The 19,728-nt window shown below is 48.3% G+C and carries 20 protein-coding genes; 14 read left to right on the forward strand and 6 right to left on the reverse strand.

Translation table 11 applies throughout. The features are described from left to right. Entirely contained in the window at positions 1 to 1,710 is a 1,710-nt protein-coding gene (locus K6J72_RS06960; protein WP_221279366.1) for an SEL1-like repeat protein, read from the forward strand. Here K6J72_RS06960 and K6J72_RS06965 read toward each other — a convergent pair. Together K6J72_RS06965 and crdR are read right to left on the reverse strand one after the other, a co-directional pair. Further along, positions 1,700 to 2,914: a sensor histidine kinase gene (locus tag K6J72_RS06965; protein WP_221279367.1), complete on the reverse strand. Its 1,215-nt coding sequence runs from the start codon at positions 2,912 to 2,914 to the stop codon at positions 1,700 to 1,702. The genes K6J72_RS06960 and K6J72_RS06965 overlap by 11 nt on opposite strands. Continuing rightward, on the reverse strand, positions 2,896 to 3,498 hold the full coding sequence (gene crdR, locus K6J72_RS06970) for a copper response regulator transcription factor CrdR (RefSeq protein WP_279346959.1): 603 nt from the start codon (positions 3,496 to 3,498) through the stop codon (positions 2,896 to 2,898). The genes K6J72_RS06965 and crdR overlap by 19 nt, the downstream gene beginning before the upstream one ends. 123 nt (positions 3,499 to 3,621) lie before the next feature. Between crdR and K6J72_RS06975 the strand changes: the two genes are divergently transcribed. From K6J72_RS06975 to selD, 13 genes are read left to right on the forward strand one after another with little or no spacing between them, the layout of a single operon-like run. Then, positions 3,622 to 4,731, forward strand: a complete 1,110-nt coding sequence (locus tag K6J72_RS06975) for a cytochrome-c peroxidase (protein WP_221279369.1) — start codon at positions 3,622 to 3,624, stop codon at positions 4,729 to 4,731. Between the two features lie 52 nt (positions 4,732 to 4,783). Continuing rightward, complete coding sequence (gene rpmB, locus K6J72_RS06980) at positions 4,784 to 4,972, forward strand: 50S ribosomal protein L28 (RefSeq protein WP_221279370.1); 189 nt, start codon at positions 4,784 to 4,786, stop codon at positions 4,970 to 4,972. Positions 4,973 to 4,992: 20 nt separating this feature from the next. Continuing rightward, on the forward strand, positions 4,993 to 6,132 hold the full coding sequence (locus K6J72_RS06985) for a potassium channel family protein (protein ID WP_260320564.1): 1,140 nt from the start codon (positions 4,993 to 4,995) through the stop codon (positions 6,130 to 6,132). Between the two features lie 35 nt (positions 6,133 to 6,167). Next, positions 6,168 to 7,151, forward strand: coding sequence for a lipid A deacylase LpxR family protein (locus tag K6J72_RS06990; RefSeq protein WP_221279371.1), 984 nt, complete (start codon positions 6,168 to 6,170; stop codon positions 7,149 to 7,151). Continuing rightward, positions 7,151 to 8,014 carry a hypothetical protein gene (locus tag K6J72_RS06995; protein WP_221279372.1) on the forward strand — a complete coding sequence of 288 codons (864 nt, stop codon included), beginning with the start codon at positions 7,151 to 7,153 and terminating at the stop codon, positions 8,012 to 8,014. The genes K6J72_RS06990 and K6J72_RS06995 overlap by 1 nt, the downstream gene beginning before the upstream one ends. Then, a complete protein-coding gene (locus tag K6J72_RS07000) occupies positions 8,011 to 8,349 on the forward strand; it encodes a diacylglycerol kinase (protein ID WP_221279373.1) in 339 nt (112 codons plus the stop codon). The genes K6J72_RS06995 and K6J72_RS07000 overlap by 4 nt, the downstream gene beginning before the upstream one ends. Before the next feature lie 8 nt (positions 8,350 to 8,357). Continuing rightward, positions 8,358 to 10,775 (forward strand): DNA gyrase subunit A, encoded by a 2,418-nt coding sequence (gene gyrA, locus K6J72_RS07005; RefSeq protein WP_221279374.1) that lies wholly within the window; start codon positions 8,358 to 8,360, stop codon positions 10,773 to 10,775. 37 nt (positions 10,776 to 10,812) lie between these two features. Further along, positions 10,813 to 11,181 carry a hypothetical protein gene (locus K6J72_RS07010; RefSeq protein ID WP_221279375.1) on the forward strand — a complete coding sequence of 123 codons (369 nt, stop codon included), beginning with the start codon at positions 10,813 to 10,815 and terminating at the stop codon, positions 11,179 to 11,181. Continuing rightward, the gene (locus K6J72_RS07015; protein WP_221279376.1) at positions 11,178 to 12,317 is read left to right on the forward strand and encodes a sigma-54-dependent transcriptional regulator; all 1,140 of its coding nucleotides are present in this window, start codon (positions 11,178 to 11,180) and stop codon (positions 12,315 to 12,317) included. The genes K6J72_RS07010 and K6J72_RS07015 overlap by 4 nt, the downstream gene beginning before the upstream one ends. A 43-nt stretch (positions 12,318 to 12,360) precedes the next feature. Beyond that, entirely contained in the window at positions 12,361 to 13,209 is an 849-nt protein-coding gene (locus K6J72_RS07020; protein WP_221279377.1) for an aldo/keto reductase, read from the forward strand. Positions 13,210 to 13,220: 11 nt separating this feature from the next. Continuing rightward, positions 13,221 to 14,132, forward strand: a complete 912-nt coding sequence (gene cysK, locus K6J72_RS07025) for a cysteine synthase A (RefSeq protein WP_221279378.1) — start codon at positions 13,221 to 13,223, stop codon at positions 14,130 to 14,132. Next, positions 14,125 to 14,646, forward strand: coding sequence for a serine O-acetyltransferase EpsC (gene epsC / locus K6J72_RS07030; protein WP_221279379.1), 522 nt, complete (start codon positions 14,125 to 14,127; stop codon positions 14,644 to 14,646). Before cysK ends, epsC begins: the two co-directional genes overlap by 8 nt. Positions 14,647 to 14,689: 43 nt before the next feature. Beyond that, positions 14,690 to 15,646: a selenide, water dikinase SelD gene (gene selD, locus K6J72_RS07035; RefSeq protein ID WP_221279380.1), complete on the forward strand. Its 957-nt coding sequence runs from the start codon at positions 14,690 to 14,692 to the stop codon at positions 15,644 to 15,646. Position 15,647: 1 nt separating this feature from the next. Here the strand turns inward: selD and K6J72_RS07040 are convergent, their stop codons facing one another. From K6J72_RS07040 to dnaG, 4 genes are all read right to left on the reverse strand, one after another. Then, positions 15,648 to 16,013 (reverse strand): serine protease, encoded by a 366-nt coding sequence (locus K6J72_RS07040; protein ID WP_221279381.1) that lies wholly within the window; start codon positions 16,011 to 16,013, stop codon positions 15,648 to 15,650. 107 nt (positions 16,014 to 16,120) lie between these two features. Next, the gene (locus K6J72_RS07045; RefSeq protein ID WP_221279382.1) at positions 16,121 to 16,963 is read right to left on the reverse strand and encodes a DUF5718 family protein; all 843 of its coding nucleotides are present in this window, start codon (positions 16,961 to 16,963) and stop codon (positions 16,121 to 16,123) included. 14 nt (positions 16,964 to 16,977) lie between these two features. Continuing rightward, a complete protein-coding gene (locus tag K6J72_RS07050; RefSeq protein ID WP_221279383.1) occupies positions 16,978 to 18,036 on the reverse strand; it encodes a 7-cyano-7-deazaguanine synthase in 1,059 nt (352 codons plus the stop codon). Then, positions 18,033 to 19,685, reverse strand: coding sequence for a DNA primase (gene dnaG, locus K6J72_RS07055; protein ID WP_221279384.1), 1,653 nt, complete (start codon positions 19,683 to 19,685; stop codon positions 18,033 to 18,035). Before dnaG ends, K6J72_RS07050 begins: the two co-directional genes overlap by 4 nt. Positions 19,686 to 19,728: the final 43 nt, after the last annotated feature.

The following is a 19,728-nucleotide window of genomic DNA, read 5'->3' on the forward strand; positions in this document are numbered from 1 at the left end:
ATGGCAAAGGCGTTTGAAGACGACCGCAACGAAGAAGAAACCCTAGGAGAAGAGTTAGACTGCCAAACCCAAGAAAAAGAAGAGAGCTATCAAGAGTATCGGGAGTATCAAGAGTATTTAAACAAGGCCAACAAGGCCTACAAAGAGCAAGACTACCCCACGGCTTTGGAGAATTTCACCTACGCCGCCAATTTAGGCAGCACACGGGCATTGGTGGGCTTGGGTGTGATCTATGCGGGAGGCAAGGGTGTAGAAACCAATGAGGATAAAGCCCTGCACTACTTCCAAAAAGCCGCCGATTTGGGCGATAGCCAAGGGTTTGTGAATTTGGGCGTGATGTATGACCTAGGGCGAGGGGTGAAAAAAGACTCCCAAAAAGCCCTCCACTACTTCCAAAAGGGAGCGGATTTAGAGGACACCCACGCTCTTAACCACATTGCCTTGATGTTCCGTACAGGCAGAAGGGGCGTGGGGGTGGATTATCAAAAATCCATAGAGTGTTATGAAAAGGCGGCTAAGCTTGGCAGTGTCAAGGCGTTGGTGAGTTTAGGCACCATGTATTACGAGGGGCAGGGGATGGTAAAAAACAGCACCAAAGCCCTAGACTATTTCAAAGAGGCGGCGAAGTTGGGTGATGCCAAGGCGTTTTATAATTTAGCCATCATGTGTGAAAGTGGGGAGGGGATCGCCAAAGACAGCGCAAAATCCAAAGAGTTTTTAAAAGAGGCGGCGAAGTTAGGCTTTGTTAAGGCGACTTACACCTTAGCCGCCATGTATGAAAGCGGGGATGGGGTGGATAAGAACATGAAAGAGGCGATCAAGCTCTATCAAGAAGCGGGCAGCATGGGCGATTCTGAGGCGCTTTGCAGTTTAGCCACGCTCTATCGTACGGGTAAGGGGGTGGAACAGAACAAGTTTAAAGCCCTTGCCTACTACCAACAAGCCGCCGATTTGGGCGATGCTAAGGCGGTCGGCAATTTAAACGCGATGGAAGATCAAACAGCCACACAAAAGGCACAGACGCTCTATAACTTGGGCGTGGTCTATGCTAGTGGGGATGGCATGCAAAAGGACACAAAGAAAGCCCTAGAATACTTCTTAAAATCCGCAAACTTAGGCTACGCCAAGGCTTACTACAACTTGGGCGTGATCTACAGCAGGGGGCTTGGGGTGAAAAAGGACTACACTCAAGCCTTTGAAAACTTCCAAGAAGCGGCTAAACTAGGCGATGACAAGGCGCATTATAGTTTGGGAATGATGTATGAATACGCCCGTGGGGTGGAAAGGAGCATCTCTAGAGCTATTGGCCATTACGAGCAAGCGGGGGCTTTGGGCAACGCGGCCGCAATGCACCACTTGGGCGCGCTCTACCATGTGGGTAAGGGCGTGCCTAAAGACCCCCAAAAGGCTTTTGAGTGTTTTTGCGAGGCGGCACGGCTAGGCTCTGTCAAGGATTGCTACAACTTGGGCGTGATGTATAGCAAGGGCGAGGGTGTCCAAAAGGACATACAGCAAGCCCTAGAATACTTTGACAAAGCAGCGAATTTAGGCAGTTCGGATGCGATGTATAACATGGGTGTGATTTACTACCAGGGCGAGTACGGAGGGGTGCAAGATTTAGACAAGGCGATGGAGTGTTTTAGACGGGCGCAAAAAATGGGCAATGCAAGGGCGCGCCAAACTTTAGCGGCTTTGCTCTCTAGGAATTAAAATACACTTTAAAGACATTGCAAAATTGGTGGGGGTCGCTGGTGGGCTGGCTTTCAATCTCAAGCTTAAGGCTGTAGCGCGCGCAAATTTGCCGCACCAAGTCCAAGCCGATTCCATAGCCTTTTTTCTCATAGTCTAGGCGGCTGTAGCGCTCGGTGAGGGATTTGATTTTAGACTCAGGAATGGCTGCCCCACTGTTACTCACCTGCAAGCAATCGTTTAAAAGCACCTCAACAAAGCCCCCGGGCTGGTTGTATTTGAGGGCGTTCATCAAGAGATTGCTCACTAAGGTTACGATGTCTTCTTCACAGGCCTTAAAGGTCTTGGATTCTAGCTGGCTTGTTAAGCGCACATGGTAAAAATGCGCCATTTGCTCCAACGCGGCGATCTGCTGCGCGATGAGGCTTTGCAAATCTAGCAATCTAGGCTCTTCTTGGCGCAATTCTTGAAAGTAGAGATACGCCAGGCGTTCGTAAAGGTGGGAGATGCGTTTAGCGCTGGCTAAAATCCCCAACACTTTGGGGTCGTTTGTTTGTTTATGCAGGGCTTTGGCAGCGATGAGTAACGCGGCGATGGGGGTGTTGAGTTCGTGGGCGATGTTTTGGCTGAAGGTGTTGATGCGGCTGCGTTCACTAGCTATGGGCTGTAAAAACAAACGGGCCAAAAAGAAAGAGAGCACCCCCACACAGGCAAACACCCCCAAAAACACCACAGACACGCGGCGGTATAAAGCGGTGAATAAATGCGTGGGGTGTTCTTCTTCTAAGATCACCAAATCCACGCCCAAATGCCCAAAGGTCTTGTTATCGACCAAGTAAAAGGCGTTTTCTTGATCTAAAAACACGGGAAAGGGACCATCCTTGCCAAAGAAAGCCAAACTTGTGGCATTGCCAAAGTCGTGGTTGTAAAGCACATGTTTAGCCGCATCTAAGAGCGCAAAGTGCAAATGGCTGTATTTGTGCGCTAGAGTCTTGAAAGGCTCGTCCAAGTGGTGCATGTGGGCTTGTATGATGTCTTGGGTGAGCTGGTTGCTGGCACTTTGTAGCCTAGACTCGGTCGTTTCTAGAAAAATGCTTTTGGCGTTGTGCAAAAACAACAGGGCGATGAAAACAATGAGCACAAAAGACGAGCCCAAATACAGCCCCACAAAACGGCGCAAGGACTGCTTTTCATAAGTGTTGAGTTTCATGGAATTTTTAAACAATAGCCTAACCCTTTAATATTTTGTAGTTGCTCTTTGCCTAAGAGTTTGCGTAGGTTTTTAATGTGGCTGCGCAGAGTTGAGCCATCCACACCCTCATAGTCCCACACATTGGCGATGATTTGCTCGCTGCCCAAAACTTGGTTTTTATGGCGGATGAAAAATTCTAAAAGGCGTTTTTCTTTGGGGCTTAAGAAGTGGGGCTTGTCGGTGTGCAACACCCCATTTTCATAAAAGCACTCAGGGCTAATCTGTAGCCTGGGGGGCGTAAGCAAGCGCTCCATACGCAAGCGCAACTCTTCTAGATCAAAAGGCTTTTTAAGGTAGTCGCTCGCCCCTACAGCAAAGGCCTTGCGCAAAGCGTGGATGTCGCTACGCACACTGATGAAAATTGCAGGAGTACTGATGTTTAAGTCCCTTAAAGTTTCTAGCACCCCAAAGCTATCGCCCTCGGGAAGCTGGATGTCTAAAAGCAAGAGATCAAAACTTTGCTGGCTTAAAATTTTTAAAGCTTGGGCTTGGTTATACGCCCCTGTGAGTGCAAAGCCTGCATTTTCCAAAAACTCCGCCAGGACTTTATGCAACAAAAAATCATCCTCTAGCAAAAAAAGCTTTTTCATAGCGGGTATTTTAACATTTTTTGTTAATGAGGCGGGGTTTTGTGTTAAAATACTAACTTGCTTTGCAAAAATACAAACCAAAGGATTTTTATGCCAAAAATTTTACAAACTTCTTTATGTGCGTTTCTTGCTCTAAGCGTACCTTTGTGTGCACAGAAGAAAACGGACAGCACAGGGCTCATTAAAAAAGCCCTAGAGGCGCATTTAGTCCCCATGCCCACAGGCAAGGACTTAGACAAATATTTGGAGCAAAGGGTGAGAGAATTGGGTTTGGCGTATAAGGGGGCAGTGATGACAAAGGGGCAAATTGAGCTGGGCAAAAAGCTCTACTTAGACCCCAGAATCTCCACTTCTTACTTGATCTCTTGCAACACCTGCCATAATTTGGGGCTAGCGGGCGTGGATTTGGTGTCTAGGGCTGTGGGCGAGGGCTGGAAGCCCAACCCTCACTTTTTAAACTCCCCCACGGTGTATAACTCTGTGTTCAACACTGTGCAGTTTTGGGATGGGCGGGTGGCGCACCTAGACGAGCAGGCCAAAGGCCCTATTAGCAACCCCGTAGAGATGAACGCCGATCCTAAAATCGTGGAGGCCAAGATCAATTCCATGCCCGGCTATGTCAAAGCCTTTAAACGCGCCTATGGCAACAACATTAAAATCGATCTCAACCTCATCACCGACACGATCGCCATGTTCGAGGCGACCCTAGTAACACCGAGCCGCTACGACGACTTTTTAAGGGGCAACACTAAGGCGATGAGCCGTCAAGAGCAAGAGGGCTTAAAGGTGTTCTTAGATAAGGGCTGTGCGGGATGCCACAATGGCATTAATTTGGGCGGGATGATGCAACCTTTCCAAGTGGCCGCTCCCTATAAATTTGCCAATGTGGGCGACTTCAAGGGGGATAAAAACGGCATGGTCAAAGTCCCCACTTTGCGCAATGTCCTAGAAACCATGCCCTACTTCCACAATGGGCAATATTGGGACATCAAAGACGCGATCAAAGAAATGGGGGCGATCCAATTGGGCATCACCATCAACGATGAAGAGGCGCAAAAAATCGCCACCTTCTTCAACGCTTTAACCGGTAAAAAGCCCACCATCATTTACCCCGATTTGCCCGTAATGAGCGCGAGCACCCCCAAACCACAGGGGATCATGGAGGGCGATGACAAATCTGCCAAGCAGCCTACGCACTAATTTAAGCGCAACTTGGGTATAATGCTCCCTTTATTTTGCAAAAGGAGCATTCATGGCTAGAAGATGTGTGTTGAGCCACAAGGGACCGATGGTGGGTAACCGTGTGAGTCACGCCAACAACAAGAACAAAAGGCGTTTGTTACCCAACCTACACACCATCCGCATCACCCTAGAGGATGGGACAAAACAAAAAATCAAAGTCGCCACTTCCACTTTAAGGACCATGCGTAAGAGCAAATAGGCGGATTAGGGTGTCCTTTAATGTTGCAAAAAGTTAAGGGATTTCTCTCTTCTGTTAAAAAAAAGAAAGTCAAGGCAGATTACAATTTAAACGCCGAGATTTACGAACAATTTGAGGTTTTTAGACTCCCTCTAGTTTTGATCCAATGTTTCGTGTTGGTGGGGACTTTGGGCTATTTAGCCCTAGAGGATTACACCCTCATCCAAGCCTTTTTCCAAACCACCTACACCTTCACTTCTACAGGTTTTGGGGCACTGAATGAAAGCCACTTTGGCACGATCAGCGTCTTTTTCACTTCCATCATCATGTTTTGCGGTACGGGGGTTGTAACCTTTAGCGTTGCCGTCTTAATCAGCGTCATCAATAAGGGCGTTTTATCTAGGCTCATTCGGGAGAAAAAAATGATTTACAAAATCGCAAGGCTCAGAAACCACTATGTCATTTGCTACCATAACGAGTACACGATTGAACTCAGCAAACAATTTAGGAGTGCACAAATCCCCTTTGTCGTGGTGGACAACAAAGAGGGCTTTGAAGAAGAGGCGATCAAACACAAATACCCCCACTACATTGTGGGCGACCCACACACGAATTTAGCCATGTTAAAAACCCATTTAAGCAGTGCAAGGGGGGTTGTAACTTTCTCAGAGATTTTGCCCGTCAATGTGGCGCTGATTGTGAGTGTGCGGCTCTTTGAAAAGGAATTGAAGCGCAAGCCCTACTATGTGATCGCCAGCGCCCACACCGATGAGGGCTTGGAGAAATTGAAAAAACTAGGGGCAGACAGCGTGGTGTCGCCCACGAAACTGATGGCGCAAAGGGTGAGCGCGATGGCGATCCGCCCCGACATGGAGAACATCCTAGAAAAATTCATTTACAAAAAAGACACCTTGCTGGATTTAGAGGAGGTGATCGTGCCTAAGGAGAGTTGGCTGGTGCAGCGCAAGCTCAAAGAGGCGCATTTTAGGGAGATCACAAAAGTCTTTATCATCGGCATCATCCAAAAAGATGGGCGCTACATCCCCATGCCCGATGGGGAGGCAATCATCGCCAGCGAGTCTAAACTTTTGATGATCGGCACTTCTGAGGGTGTGGAAAAGTCCAAATCTTTTATTTTACAACACCAACGCCCGATGGAGATGGACTACATCACCCTATAAGCCCCCGCTAGGGGTTTTTTGGCTATACTAGACAAATGAGACCGCGTTTGCCCCTTTTTTGTGTCCTTTTTTGCTCGCTCAAGGCACTCACACCCTACCACAAGGGGTATGTACAGTTGATCACCGAAGACGATGGCTACATCAACCCCTACATTGACCGCTACTACACAGCGGGTACGCGAATCGGCTGGGTGAGCAAAGAATACGCCTTTAAGAAAAAATCGCCCATGTCTTGGGCGCGCTTTGTGAGTTTGCAAGGCAAAAAAGAGCGAGAAACCCGCTTTAACATCTACCTCACCCAAGACATGTACACCCCCACTCTAGCCAACCGCAAACTGCCCATGCCGCTTAAAGGTGAGCACCTTTATGGGGGGTGGTTGCGTTTAAACTTTGGGATTTTCCAACGGAGTGCCCACTCTTTAGAACACACGAGCGTGTCCTTTGGCATGGTTGGCCCCGCATCTTTGGCTGCGCAGACGCAAAATCTCATCCACACATGGGGGCATGACCCCAAGTTTCTAGGCTGGAATAGCCAAATTAAGAACGAATTCATTTTTGAGCTGAACTACACTTGGATACAAAAACTCGACTTTTATAAAAGCCGTTTTTTTAGCATAGACATGCTGCCCGCCGCTAGCTTTAGTTTAGGCAACGCCTTGACTAACTTTAATCTAGGCACAACTTTGCGGGTGGGCTATAATTTAGATGCCGACTTTGGACCTAACCAAATCCACAGCAACTTTGCCGGGGGCGAGCCTTACAGCAACCGCTTTTCTTTCTACCTCTTTGCGGGGGCGATGGGCTCGTTTCAGCCTTTAGACATTTTTGTGCAAGGCAACGACCCACAGACTCACAACATCACACAGTTGCCTTATTTTCTCTACGATGCCCAAGTGGGAGTCGCGATTCTTTACAAAGGGTGGCGCTTTGCTTTTAGTGCCATTGATTTAAGCAAGACCTTTAAAGACCAACGCCAAAACCACAACATCGGCAGTATAGAATTGGACATCGCCTTTTAATGCGTAAAAAATTCATGTTCATTGTCTTAGGTATGGGTGGGCTTTTGTGTGTGGTGCTTTTGGGTGTGGGCTTGAAGTTAAGTGCTGATGTCAAACACAAGCTAGAGCAGAGTTTAAACCGCCTCGCCACAAATATCCACGCCAAACCCTTTAAATGCCATGGGTTTAAAAACATTGTCTGCCAAAGTGCGGGCATCGCCAAACAAACGGAGGAGATTAAAGTCGCCCTAGAGGAGGTTAAGGCAAACGCTTTGCGCTTCAAGCTCGATGTCCCCACCATCTACACCAAAGAGGCGTGGCAACCCACGAGCGCGCATTGTCTTTTAGATTTGAGTTTAAAGGACACCTTAATTGGGCAAAATGCTTGTGAGCTCAAAAACCCCAAAGCCGCCTATGAGTTTTCGCTCAATGCCCGCTTTAAAGAGGGCAACAAACCCGTGAGCCTCAAAAATCTCTTAGGCAAGGACTCGCCCACCAAAGATTTAGAGGTCTTGATCGAGCAAGTGGGTTTTAAGGTGTCGTCTAAAGACATGCGCTCTTTGCTCTACCCACTTTTGCAAAAAAGCGGGGACATTAAAAACCCCCATTTTAACCTGCAGGCTTACGATAAAGCCCTAAAAGACATTGCCCGCTCGTTTAAAGGCACGATTTTAGTCGGACTCTTGGTGGCAGGCTTGCAAAATGAAGTGGCAAAGGCACAGGACTTGTCGCAAAAGTTTTTAGATTTTGCCAACAACAAGAGCGACCATGTGGGCTTTGAACTTGTCAATAAAAACGCCCCCTTCAAGCGTTGGACGGATTTGAGAAACTTTAAAGAGATTTGGGCGTACTTGCCCCACTTTAGCCTAAAAGTTTTGCCATGAAACGCCTTTTACAAGCGTGGCTTTACTCAAAAGCGGGGCTAAAAGCGGCGTTTGCGGATGAACCTGCCTTTAGGCAGGTGGTGCTTTTAGCCTTAGGGGGTTTTATTGGGGCGTGTTTTTTAGCACACTCGTTTATACAATTCGTGCTTTTAATTTTGCCCGGGACATTGTGCCTAATCGTGGAATTGCTCAACAGCGCGATTGAAAATGCCGTGGATTTTACAGGCACACATAAACACCCCTTGGCCAAAAAGGCTAAAGATATGGGCAGTGCGGCGCAGTTTGTGGCGTTGGTGTTTTTTATCCTTGTGTGGGGGGGTTATTTTGTCTTTTAGGAGAGTGAATGGAAATTAGGGATGTCAAAATTGAGGAGTCTTTACAAGAGAGTTATTTAGACTACTCGATGAGCGTGATTGTCGGGCGTGCCTTGCCCGATGCCAGAGATGGGCTAAAACCCGTGCACAGACGCATACTCTATGCCATGCACGAGCTAGGCTTGGGGGCGAAAGTGCCTTATAAAAAGAGCGCGCGCATTGTGGGCGATGTGATCGGTAAATACCACCCGCATGGCGATAGTGCGGTTTATGAGGCTCTAGTGCGTATGGCGCAAGACTTTTCGATGCGTTTGCCCTTAGTTGATGGGCAGGGTAATTTTGGCTCGATCGATGGCGACAACGCCGCCGCCATGCGTTACACAGAGGCGCGCATGGCAGGTGCGAGCGAAGAATTGCTGAGAGACATTGAAAAACAGACCGTGGATTTTAGCGACAACTACGACAGCACGCTAAGCGAGCCCGACATTTTACCTAGCAGACTGCCTAATCTCTTGATCAATGGCTCTAGTGGGATTGCTGTAGGGATGGCAACCTCCATCCCCCCCCACCGCCCCGATGAAATCATAGACGCGTTGATCTGTGTGCTTGAAAACCCCCAAGCCGAGCTCTTAGAGATTTTGGACACCGTGCAAGGTCCTGACTTCCCCACAGGGGGCGTGATCTATGGTAAGCAAGGAATCTTAGAGGCCTACAGCACGGGCAGGGGGCGCATTAAAGTGCGCGCCAAAACCCGCTTTGAAAAGACGGGTAGTAGGGAAAGTATCATTATCGAGGAAATCCCCTACCAAACCAACAAGGCTAAATTGGTGGAGCAAATCAGCGAATTGGCCAAGGATAAGATCGTGGAGGGGATCGCCGAGGTGCGGGATGAATCCGATCGTGAGGGGGTTAGGGTGGTGATCGACCTTAAAAAGGACGCAGTGGCGCAAATTGTGCTCAACCACCTTTACAAGTCAAGCAACATGGAAAGCACCTTTAGCATGATCATGCTCGCCATTTACAACAAAGAACCCCGTATTTTTACGCTTTTAGAACTCTTAAAACTCTTTTTACTCCACAGAAAGACCATTGTCATTCGGCGCACCATTTTTGAGCTAGAAAAGGCAAGGGCAAGGATGCATATTTTAGAAGGCTTATTAGTTGCCTTACAAAACAGCGAGGCAGTGATCGCCCTCATTAAAGGCAGTACCGATGCGTTGGGGGCTAAAGAGGCGTTGGCCAAAGCACACAACCTTAGCGAGGAACAGAGCAAAGCGATTTTAGAAATGCGTTTGCAACGACTCACAGGGCTGGAGCAAGAGAAAATCCAGCGAGAACATACAGAATTGCAAGCCCAAATCGCCTATTTGCAAGGCATTTTAGAACACGCCGACAAATTAAACGCCTTGATTAAAGAGGAACTTTTAGAGGTCAAAGAGAAATTTAGCACCCCACGAAAAACCCAAATTGAAGAAGATTACGAGGGCTTAAGTGCTGAGGATTTGATCGCCCATGAGGACATGGTCGTTACAGTGAGCCACAGAGGCTATGTCAAACGCATGCCCTTAAAAGTCTATGAGCAACAAAAAAGAGGCGGTAAGGGCAAAATCTCGGGCAACACGCATGAGGACGACTTCATTGAGTTTTTCTTCAGCGCCAACACCCACGACACGATTTTATTTGTAACAAACATGGGGCAACTTTATTGGCTTAAAGTCTATCGCATCCCTGAAATGGGGCGCGGTGCCATCGGCAAGGCTTTAGTCAATCTTATAGACCTACAGCCCGGGGAGAGCATCAAAGCGACTCTCTCTACCGCCGACTTTAGCCCCGATAAATCCCTCGTCTTTTTCACCAAAAAGGGCTTGATTAAACGCACAAATTTAAGCGCCTTTGGGCGTGTTAGGGGCGGGGTGCGGGCGATTGTGCTTGATGAGGACGATGCGCTCGTTACGGCACAAATTTTAAACTCCAACACGCAAGAGTTGTTCATGGCAAGCTCTAAGGGGTTTTGTATCCGCTTTGGCGTAGAGGGGGTTAGGGAGATCGGACGGGTGGCTAGAGGGGTCATTGGCATGCGCCTAAGAGCCGGCGATGAGGTGATCGGGGGGGGCGTGATCTCTAGCGAGCAAGAAAAATTACTCAGTGTGAGCTCTAAGGGCATGGGCAAGCAAACTTTGGCGGGGGCTTACCGCTTGCAAGGGCGGGGCGGTATGGGTGTGATTGCCATGAAAATCACCCAAAAAACAGGCGACTTGGTCGGCATTGTGAGCGTGGATGAGAGCCAAGATTTAATGCTTTTAACCAAGAGCGGTAAGATGATTCGCATGCCCATGGACAGCATTAGAGAAACGGGGCGCAACGCCAGCGGTGTGAAACTTGTGAGCGTGGAGGGCGATGGTGTGGTTTATACGAACACTTGCCCGAAAGAAAATGAAGTGGAATAGAGTTTTTTTCTGTCTATTTGTTTTGACTAGGCTGTGTGTGGGGGAAGAGTTTATCCTCTCTTACCGCATACAAACACACAACGGCATCGCCACAAACGAGGCATTTGGGCTAAGCCATGCGCTCAAAAAACACCCCCACAACGCCAGCTACACTTGCGATATCCCCGTGAGTGAGCCCAAATTAAGCCCCCCCCAAAAGCCTTATTTGCTAGACATTTTACTCAAGAGCTACCAAAATGCGGTCGTGGATTGTCTGTATAAAAGTGGTGTTTGGGTGCAAGCCAGCGGTTTTAACAGCCGACTACAAAACCAAAACCAAGCCAGCCTAGACATACACACCCCGGCGCGCGTGCATTTAGAGGGGGGGCTGTTGGTGCTAGAAATTTATGAGAAGGGAGAAAAATGAAAATCGCCATTGTGGAAGACGACATCAACATGCGCAAGAGTTTGGAGCTCTTTTTTAGCGACCACGAGGACTTGGAAGTCATCGCCTTTAAAAGCCCTAAAGATGCGCTCAAATCCATTGATGAAAGCTTTGAGCTCATCATCACGGACATCAACATGCCCCAAATGGACGGACTAGAATTTTTACGCAAACTAGAGGGGCGTTTTGAGGCGATTGTGATCACGGGCAACGCCACGCTGAATAAGGCCATCGAGTCGATCCGCTTAGGAGTGAAAGACTTTTTCCAAAAGCCCTTCAAGCCCGAATTGCTTTTAGAGTCCATTTACCGCAGCAAGAAAGTCCTAGAGTTTCATAAAATCCACCCCGTGAATAAAGCTTGCAAAAAAGAATTTTTCATCGCCACTTCGCAGGCTCTAGAGGTGGTCAAAAAGCAAGCCCTGAAAGCAGCCATCACCGATGCGAGCGTGTTTTTACAAGGCCCTAGCGGGGTGGGCAAAGAGGTTTTTGCCCACTTTATCCACGAGAACTCCAAACGCAAGGGCGCGCCCTTTGTGGCGATCAACATGGCAGCGATCCCCGAGCATTTACTAGAATCCGAGCTCTTTGGCTATGAAAAGGGGGCTTTCACAGATGCCACGAGTGCGAAAGCGGGCTTATTTGAGAGTGCACACAAGGGGAGCGTGTTTTTAGATGAAATCAGCGAAATGCCCCTAAAGTTACAAAGCAAGCTCTTAAGGGCGATCCAAGAAAAAGAGATTGTGCGCCTAGGCAGCCACAAGCCCATTAAAATCGATGTGCGCTTCATCTCTGCCACAAACACGCAAATTCAAGAGAAAATCCAGGCCAAAGAATTTAGAGAGGATTTATTTTTTAGGCTACACACCATCCCCCTTAAAATCCCCCCCCTAAAAGAACGCAAGGAAGAGATTTTGCCCTTAGCCGAGTGGAAGTTGCAAGAAGTGTTGTGCGCCTATGATTTGGGCACAAAAAGCTTTAGCGCACAAGCCAAAGAGTGCCTGCTGAGTTACACATGGCATGGCAATATTAGAGAATTACTCTCTGTAGTAGAGCGGGCGGCGATTTTGAGTGAGGGGGCACAAATCAGCGAAAAAGATTTATTTTTAGAGCGGAGTTAGCGTTTTTGTGTTAAGGTGGAGACTCATTTGATAAGGAGAAGTCATGGAATTTGTTGCCTTGAATCACCAAGTGAAAATGCCCCTGTTGGGTTTGGGGGTGTTTCAAATCCCCGATACAGAGTGTGAAAAAGTCGTTTTAGAGGCGATTGCTAAGGGTTACCGCTTGATCGACACCGCCCAAATGTATGGCAATGAGGCGGGCGTGGGGCGAGCGGTCAATAAAACCAGTGTCCCCCGTGAAGAGTTATTCATCACCACGAAGGTTTGGTTTAGCAACGCCGGTGAGCAGAGGGCTAGGGCATCTGTGGAAAAATCCTTGCAAAAAATGGGCTTAGATTATTTAGATTTGGTGTTGGTGCATCAGCCCTTCAACGACTACTACGGCACTTACCGCGCCCTAGAGGCCATGCATCAAGAGGGCAAAATCCGCACAATCGGGGTGAGTAACTTCTACCCCGATCGCCTAGCCGACATGCTCGCCTTCCATCAAATCCCCCCCGTTGTCAATCAAATTGAAATGCACCCCTTTTTCCAAAGGCAGCACGATTTAGAGTTCATGCAAGAGCATAAAGTGCAACCCCAAGCGTGGTCGCCCTTTGCTGAGGGGCAAAAGGACATTTTTAACCACCCCGTGTTGCAAAAGATCGCCCATAAACACCACAAAAGCCCCGCCCAAGTGATCTTGCGCTGGATCACACAAAAGGGCGTTGTGGCTTTGTTTAAGTCGGCTAAGATCGAGCGGATCACAGAGAACGCCCAAATCTTTGACTTCCATTTAGATACAGAGGATTTCGCCCAAATCGCCACAATGGACACAAGACAGAGCGTGTTTTTAGACCACAGAACGCCCCAAGGGCTAGAATATTTGAGGACCATTCCCTTCAACGCTTAAGAAAGGCTATCATGATTTACAAAAACACTTTAGACTTGATCGGCAACACCCCTGTTTTAAAGACCAGCAAACTTTTAGAAGAGGGGGCAGGGGATTTGTATGTCAAATTAGAGAAGTTTAACCCCGGGGGGAGTGTGAAAGATCGGGCAGCATGGGGCATGATCGAGCAAGCCGAGAAAAACGGCTGGCTTACAGAGGGCATGACCATCGTTGAGCCTACAAGCGGCAACACGGGGATCGCCCTAGCCTTGATTGGCTTACTTAAAGGCTACAAAGTCATCATCGTTATGCCTGACACCATGAGCATTGAGCGGCGTGCGCTCATTAAGGCGTATGGAGCCGAGTTGGTGTTGACCCCGGGGTCTTTAGGCACAAAGGGAGCGATCGATAAAGCTTTGGAGATCGGCGCAAATCCCGGGCATTTCATCCCCCAGCAATTTGAGAACCCGGCTAACCCCAACAAGCACTACAGCACCACCGCCGAAGAGATTTTATGGGACTTGCCTGAGGTGGATGCCGTGGTTTTGGGCGTGGGTACAGGGGGGACAATCGCGGGCGTGGGGCGCAAGTTTAAAGAGAACGGACATAAGGCAAAGATCATCGCTGTAGAGCCGGCACAATCGCCCATTTTAGGAGGAGGACAGCACAGCCCCCATAAAATCCAGGGAATTGGCGTGGGTTTTATCCCGGGCAATTACGATGCAAGTGTGGTGGATGAGGTGATCGCGGTCGATGAAAAGGATGCGATCCACACAGCACGGCTCTTTGGGCAAAAAGAGGGGATTTTAGTGGGGATTTCCTCAGGGGCGGCGATCTTTGCTGGCATGCAAGTGGCGCGCAAACTTGGTCAGGGTAAATCCGTGGTGGCTTTGGCGGCAGATGGCGGAGAAAAATACATGTCCACCGGGCTTTATGATGATTGATCTTGCCTATAGCCTAGAGCGGGCTTTAGAGCAAGACCCAGCTGCACGCAATAAATTAGAGGTGTTGTTGCTCTATCCGGGTGTGCATGCCCTGATCTTTCACCGCCTTGCCCACGCCCTGTATAAAAAACACTTTTATTTTCTCGCCCGCGCGCTCTCGCAATTTAGCCGCTTTTTAACCGGGATTGAGATTCACCCGGGGGCACAGATTGGCAGGGGCTTATTCATTGACCATGGCATGGGTGTGGTGATCGGAGAAACCACACAAATTGGGGATGATGTTACGATTTATCACGGCGTTACATTAGGCGGTACGGGCAAACTTAAAGGCAAACGCCACCCCACGCTAGGCGATCGGGTGGTCGTGGGGGCTGGGGCTAAGGTCTTGGGAGCGATCACAATCGGCGATGATGTCAAAATCGGCGCAAATGCCGTGGTTGTGGGCGACTTGCCTAGTGGCTCTACAGCGGTGGGCACAAAGGCTAAAACCATTTCTAGGGAAGGTCATGGCTGAAGAATTGACGCAGTTTGTGCGCTGTGCGGGTTGAGCGGCTAAAGTGGGTCTGGATGACCTCAAACAAATCACGGCCAAGCTCAAACAACCCCGCTTAAAAGGCGTACTCTTAGATTTTAGCGATGGGGATGATTGCGGAGCGATAGAGGTGGGGGGGGCTGTGCTTGTGCAAAGTGTGGATGTGATCCCTCCTGTAGTTGATGACCCCTATCTTTACGGGCAAATCGCCGCCGCCAACGCCCTAAGTGATGTGTTTGCTAAGGGGGCACGCGCGATCAGTGCGCTCAGTATCCTAGCGTGGGATCAAGAACATGTCAGTGCCACTAGCGTGCAAGAGGTCATGCAAGGGGCGTTAGACAAGTTAAATGAATGCTCTTGTGCGCTCTTAGGCGGACATAGTCTCAGCGATGTGGAGCAAAAATTTGGCCTGAGCGTTACGGGGCTTATAGAAAAGTCCTTGTGGCGCAACAAGGGGGCAGACGCGGGCGATGTGCTGATCCTCACCAAACCAATAGGCAGTGGGATACTCACCACCGCCCTAAAGCGCAAGGTTTTAAAAGAAGCTCCCCACGCCCTAGAGAGCATGGCAAGCTTAAATTTCAAAGCTATGCAAATTTTGCAAAATTTTAGTGTACATGCTTGCACGGACATTACGGGTTTTGGACTTGTGGGGCATTTGGCAGAAATGCTAAGCCCTGAAATCTCTTTTGAGATCAACTCGGAGCAAGTCCCCCTTTTAAAAGGGGCTTTAGACTTAGCCAAAGAGGGGGTGTATCCGGGGGGCAGTGTGGCGAATAAAAAAGCCTTGCAAGAGCAAGTACAAAGTTACACAAATTTACCCGATATTCTTTTCTATGATGCACAGACTTCTGGGGGTTTACTCGTGGCTTTGGGGGCCAAAGAGGGGCTAGAGTGTGTGGAGAAACTGAAAGACGAGGGGATCAAAGCGGAGATTGTCGGGCGGTGTGTGCCCGGCGGGCGCAAAATCACCCTACTTTAAACTACTCCCAGTCTGTGGGGAGCTTGCCTTCTTTGATGCGTTGTAATTTGCTTTCGTAGCGTTTGATAGAGGTTAGAGTGTTGTTGTGGGTGCGCCTAAACTTTTCAAAAGATTCGCGGATGGATTGCATACCGATTTTACATTGTTTAGACACAGAGCGCAAGCGCATGTAAATGTCGCTCAAGGGTTTATAAGCCTTACAACGATTCACAAAGAAGGCGTGCCGCTCTAAAACATCTTTGCACCCGTAGAGTTGCTTTTTGCTTTCTCTCAAATAGGTGGCGTAAGCCACCTCTCGGCGCATGTATTCTTGTTTGAGTTGATTAAATTCGTGGTTCGGATCGAGGATGGTCTGTTTTTGTTTCATGTTTACCCTTTATTAATAAATTTGGAAATAATTTTAAGCTCAAATTGCTTAATAATTTTTTAAAAACTCTAGCTTGTGTATTTTATTCACAAAAAAGACAGGTCAATTCAGTCAATGCTTTCCAAAAGTACCTTTTGTTGGATAATGGAGGTGTCGGCTAAAGAGGCTTGCAATAAAGTGTTAGAAGACACCATGTCTAAAATCTTGTCAAAACTGTAGCGGCGGTGGTTGTAGGCGATGATGGTGATGGTGTCGTCCTGTTGTAGAAAATGCTCTTGGGCAAAGGGCATGTAGGGCGTGGCACCGATGGCGATTAAAAATTTGGAGGGGTAATTGTAAGTCCTTAAAATTTCTTGAAGGTTCTCCAAAGTCCCCGTGTCTTGTTGGGTGTTTAGCATTTCCACCATCCAGCTTAAAAGCTTGTCGTAAAAGTATTCGTATTTGACGAGTTTGGAATTCTCGCCATAAACATGGGTTTGCCCTTCTCTAGTTAAAAACGAGGCGATCGAATAGTCGTTACACACCCCTCCATAGACAAAGCGATCGATGGGCAACTTCGCCCCCATGCCCTTAGAAGCCCTAGAAAAATTCTTCTTAGCGGATAGTCTTTTGGCGGGAAAGTTACGGATCGAGCCATCGTTAAACGCCATGAAATAGCGGGGTATGATGCTCTCTACCAAGTGTTTGTCGTTGTAGGTGATTTCGCATTCTAGGGCGATCTCTGGCTCAGCCTGCGCCCGCAAACTCAAATCATCGGGCAAGACCATGACTTCATTATCCATGCAATAACGCCCCAAATAGCTTGGATCATTGGGCAAATAAAAAGGAAAAAGTCCTTTGGGTGCGTCTTTTTCAATGTGTTTCATGTTGATGAAACTGTGCGCTTCGCCCGCCTGCTCTAAATGCTTTGCAAAGTTACCCACAACCCCTAAGCCGATAAAGTCTTGCATCTACTCTCCTTAAATTAGGTCAAAAACAAATAGCCCTGTGCCTTTTCTCTCTCAAGGGGGCTAAGGCTAAAGGCCTTTTCGCCCACCTGCACACCATAAGAACGACCACTCTCACTTTTAGCATAACTGAGCACAATTTGGGCGGCCAACTTTTTCTCTTCAGCACTAGCGCATTTCTCCACAAGCCCCAAAGGCCCTTTGCAATCTAGTAAGGTGATTTTATCCATCAATGGGTGCGGGGATTCCAGTTTGGCGTTTTCTAACTCATTGCGCGCCACGATTAAACGGGTGTTGCCGACCACCATGTAGCGCCCCACTTTGACAAGCACATTGTCTTGCACCACCATTGTTTGCTGTGTTCTTTGGCGGTGCGCTTGCAAGTCTTTGAGCTTGCGGCTCACGCCCAAATCTGTCAGCAAGCACCCCCCACCGGGGTTTTCATAATGTTCTAAGCCTAGTTCTTTGACCTTTCCTAGCTGGGCGGTGCGCCCCCGCCCTTGCACGCCTAAGAGTTTAGAGCGATCCACCCACCCCTGCTTTTCTGCAAAGCTAGGCTCTAAAAGCCGTGCACTCATGGGACGCAACAACAATTCATCTAAAGTTTTGGGCTTGCTAGGGTCATCGCCCCTGCGGTCTAACAAACCATCAAAACAACTTTCTTGTCCAAAGGCGCGCACTAACTTTTTGACTTGATCCATCGCTTCCCTTCTTTGGCTCTTGGGGCGCTGGCCTAGCACCTCTCCACTAATGACAAAATCCGCCTCAAGTTCTAAAAGTTTGTAAAAAGCTTGTCTAAACATATTGGCGTGGCAATCGATGCAGGGGTTAAAATACTTGCCATAGCCATATTTAGGGCTAAACAACACATCGTTAAAAAATTGCTCTTGAATGTCGCATAAAAGCAACTTTGCGCCCACTTGTGCGCTGGCTCTTTCCAAATACTCTCTCTTGTCCTTATTGCTCCCAAACCCGATGTTAAAATGCAGGGCAAGGACTTCAATCCCTTGTGAGGCGACAAGGTGCATGGACAACAAGCTATCCAAACCCCCACTAAATAACGCTAAGGCTCTCATACTTTGACTAGTTCTCCTTGATTGGATTGGTGCAACTTTGCCCGCCACAAAGATAGCATTTCTAGCCTTTGACTCAATTCTAGGTCGGCGTGAAGGTAGTTGGTTTGTTCTAATTGTGTGGCGAAGTAGCGTCTAGTCAAGAGCACAAGCTGTGCGTCAAAATCCTTGTGGGGGGGGGTTGCTATGGGCAATCTCTCGTCTAATTTAATGGCAACGATTTGCGCATCTTCGGGCTCAGAAGCGCATAAAAGCTCAAAGGCGTGGGCGCAATGTCTAAAGACTTCGGGCTTGATGTAGACCTTTGCCCGCTCTAGCAACTCGGGGTACAATGCCATGTATTTAATCAACAACTCTTCTAGGGGGTCGCTGATGGGGCGTTGGGCTAAAGGTTGTAGGGGTTGTGGTTTGGGTTTTTGGGGGTTAAAAAAGCGCAAAGAAGTTTGCAACAAACTTGCCGCCATTGGTTTGTAGTCTTCTTGCACGATGGGGGGCAGATCGCGCAAAAAGGCTTGGATTTGCTCGAAGGCTTGTTTCTTTTGCAAGGGGTCGTTTAGGTTAAACTCTTTGACAATCCCCTGCAAGACAAACTCAATGAAGGGGATGGGGCGGGCTAAGAGAGCTTTTAGGTCATCTGCCTGCCCTTGCAAAATCATATCTGCGGGGTCAAGGGGAGGGGTTAAAAGCACCACGCCCCCACTTTTGAGCTCTTTGGCTAAAAGCTGGCTGGCCTTAAACGCCGCCGCTCGCCCCGCCTTATCGCCATCATAAAGCAAGATGATGGAGGGGTTGCCCCGACTTAATATGGGTAAATGCTCGGGGGTTAGGGCTGTGCCTAAAGTGGCCACCGCCGTGTTAAAGCCCGCTTGGTGTAGCAAGATCACATCCAAATAGCCTTCGGTCAAAATCAGTTGTCTGGTTTTTAAAATATTTTGACGGGCTTGGAAGTAGCCATAGAGCAGTTTAGATTTATTGAAAAGAGGGGTTTGGGGGGAGTTGATGTATTTAGCCATCTGTGCATTTTCTTGCAACACTCGTCCCCCAAAGCCCACAACCTTACCATTGGGGTTATGGATGGCAAACATAAGGCGCTTAGCAAAGCGCACAAAGACTTTTTTAGAATCGTCTTGTCCCAGAACCCCCAAATCTAAAAGGGCTTTGGTGTCTAGCCTATGGGCTTGGATATAGTCCATCACGCTCGGGGGCGCACAAAAGCCCAAAGAAAAATCCTTGAGGCTTTGGGGGCTAACCCCCCTTTGGCGCAAATACTCAAGGGCATTTGGAGTTTTGGTTAGCTGGGCTTGGTAACACTGGGCGATTTGTTCTAGGGTGTCCATATTTGTCGCGGGTTCTTTGCTGTGGGTGAAGTGCAAGGGGACATTGAATATACCCGCTAATTTCTGCGCCGCTGTGGGGAAGTCTACTTTTTCATACTCCATGATAAAGGTAAAAGCGTTGCCCGATTTGGAGCAACCATAACATCTAAAAGAATTGCGCTGGGGGTTGACAACAAAACTAGGGGTCTTTTCATCGTGAAAGGGGCAAATCGCTTGGTAGTTGCTCCCGATTTTTTTAAGCGCAATATAGCCTTGCACCACTTCCACGATGTCGGCGACTTGCTTGAGTTGTTCTAAAGACTCCTGCGTGATCATGTTTAAAAATTTAGCATATGAAACTTTGATTTTGCCTAAAGGT

Source organism: Helicobacter sp. NHP19-003, assembly GCF_019703305.1.
GTDB classification, from domain to species: Bacteria; Campylobacterota; Campylobacteria; order Campylobacterales; family Helicobacteraceae; genus Helicobacter; species Helicobacter gastrocanis.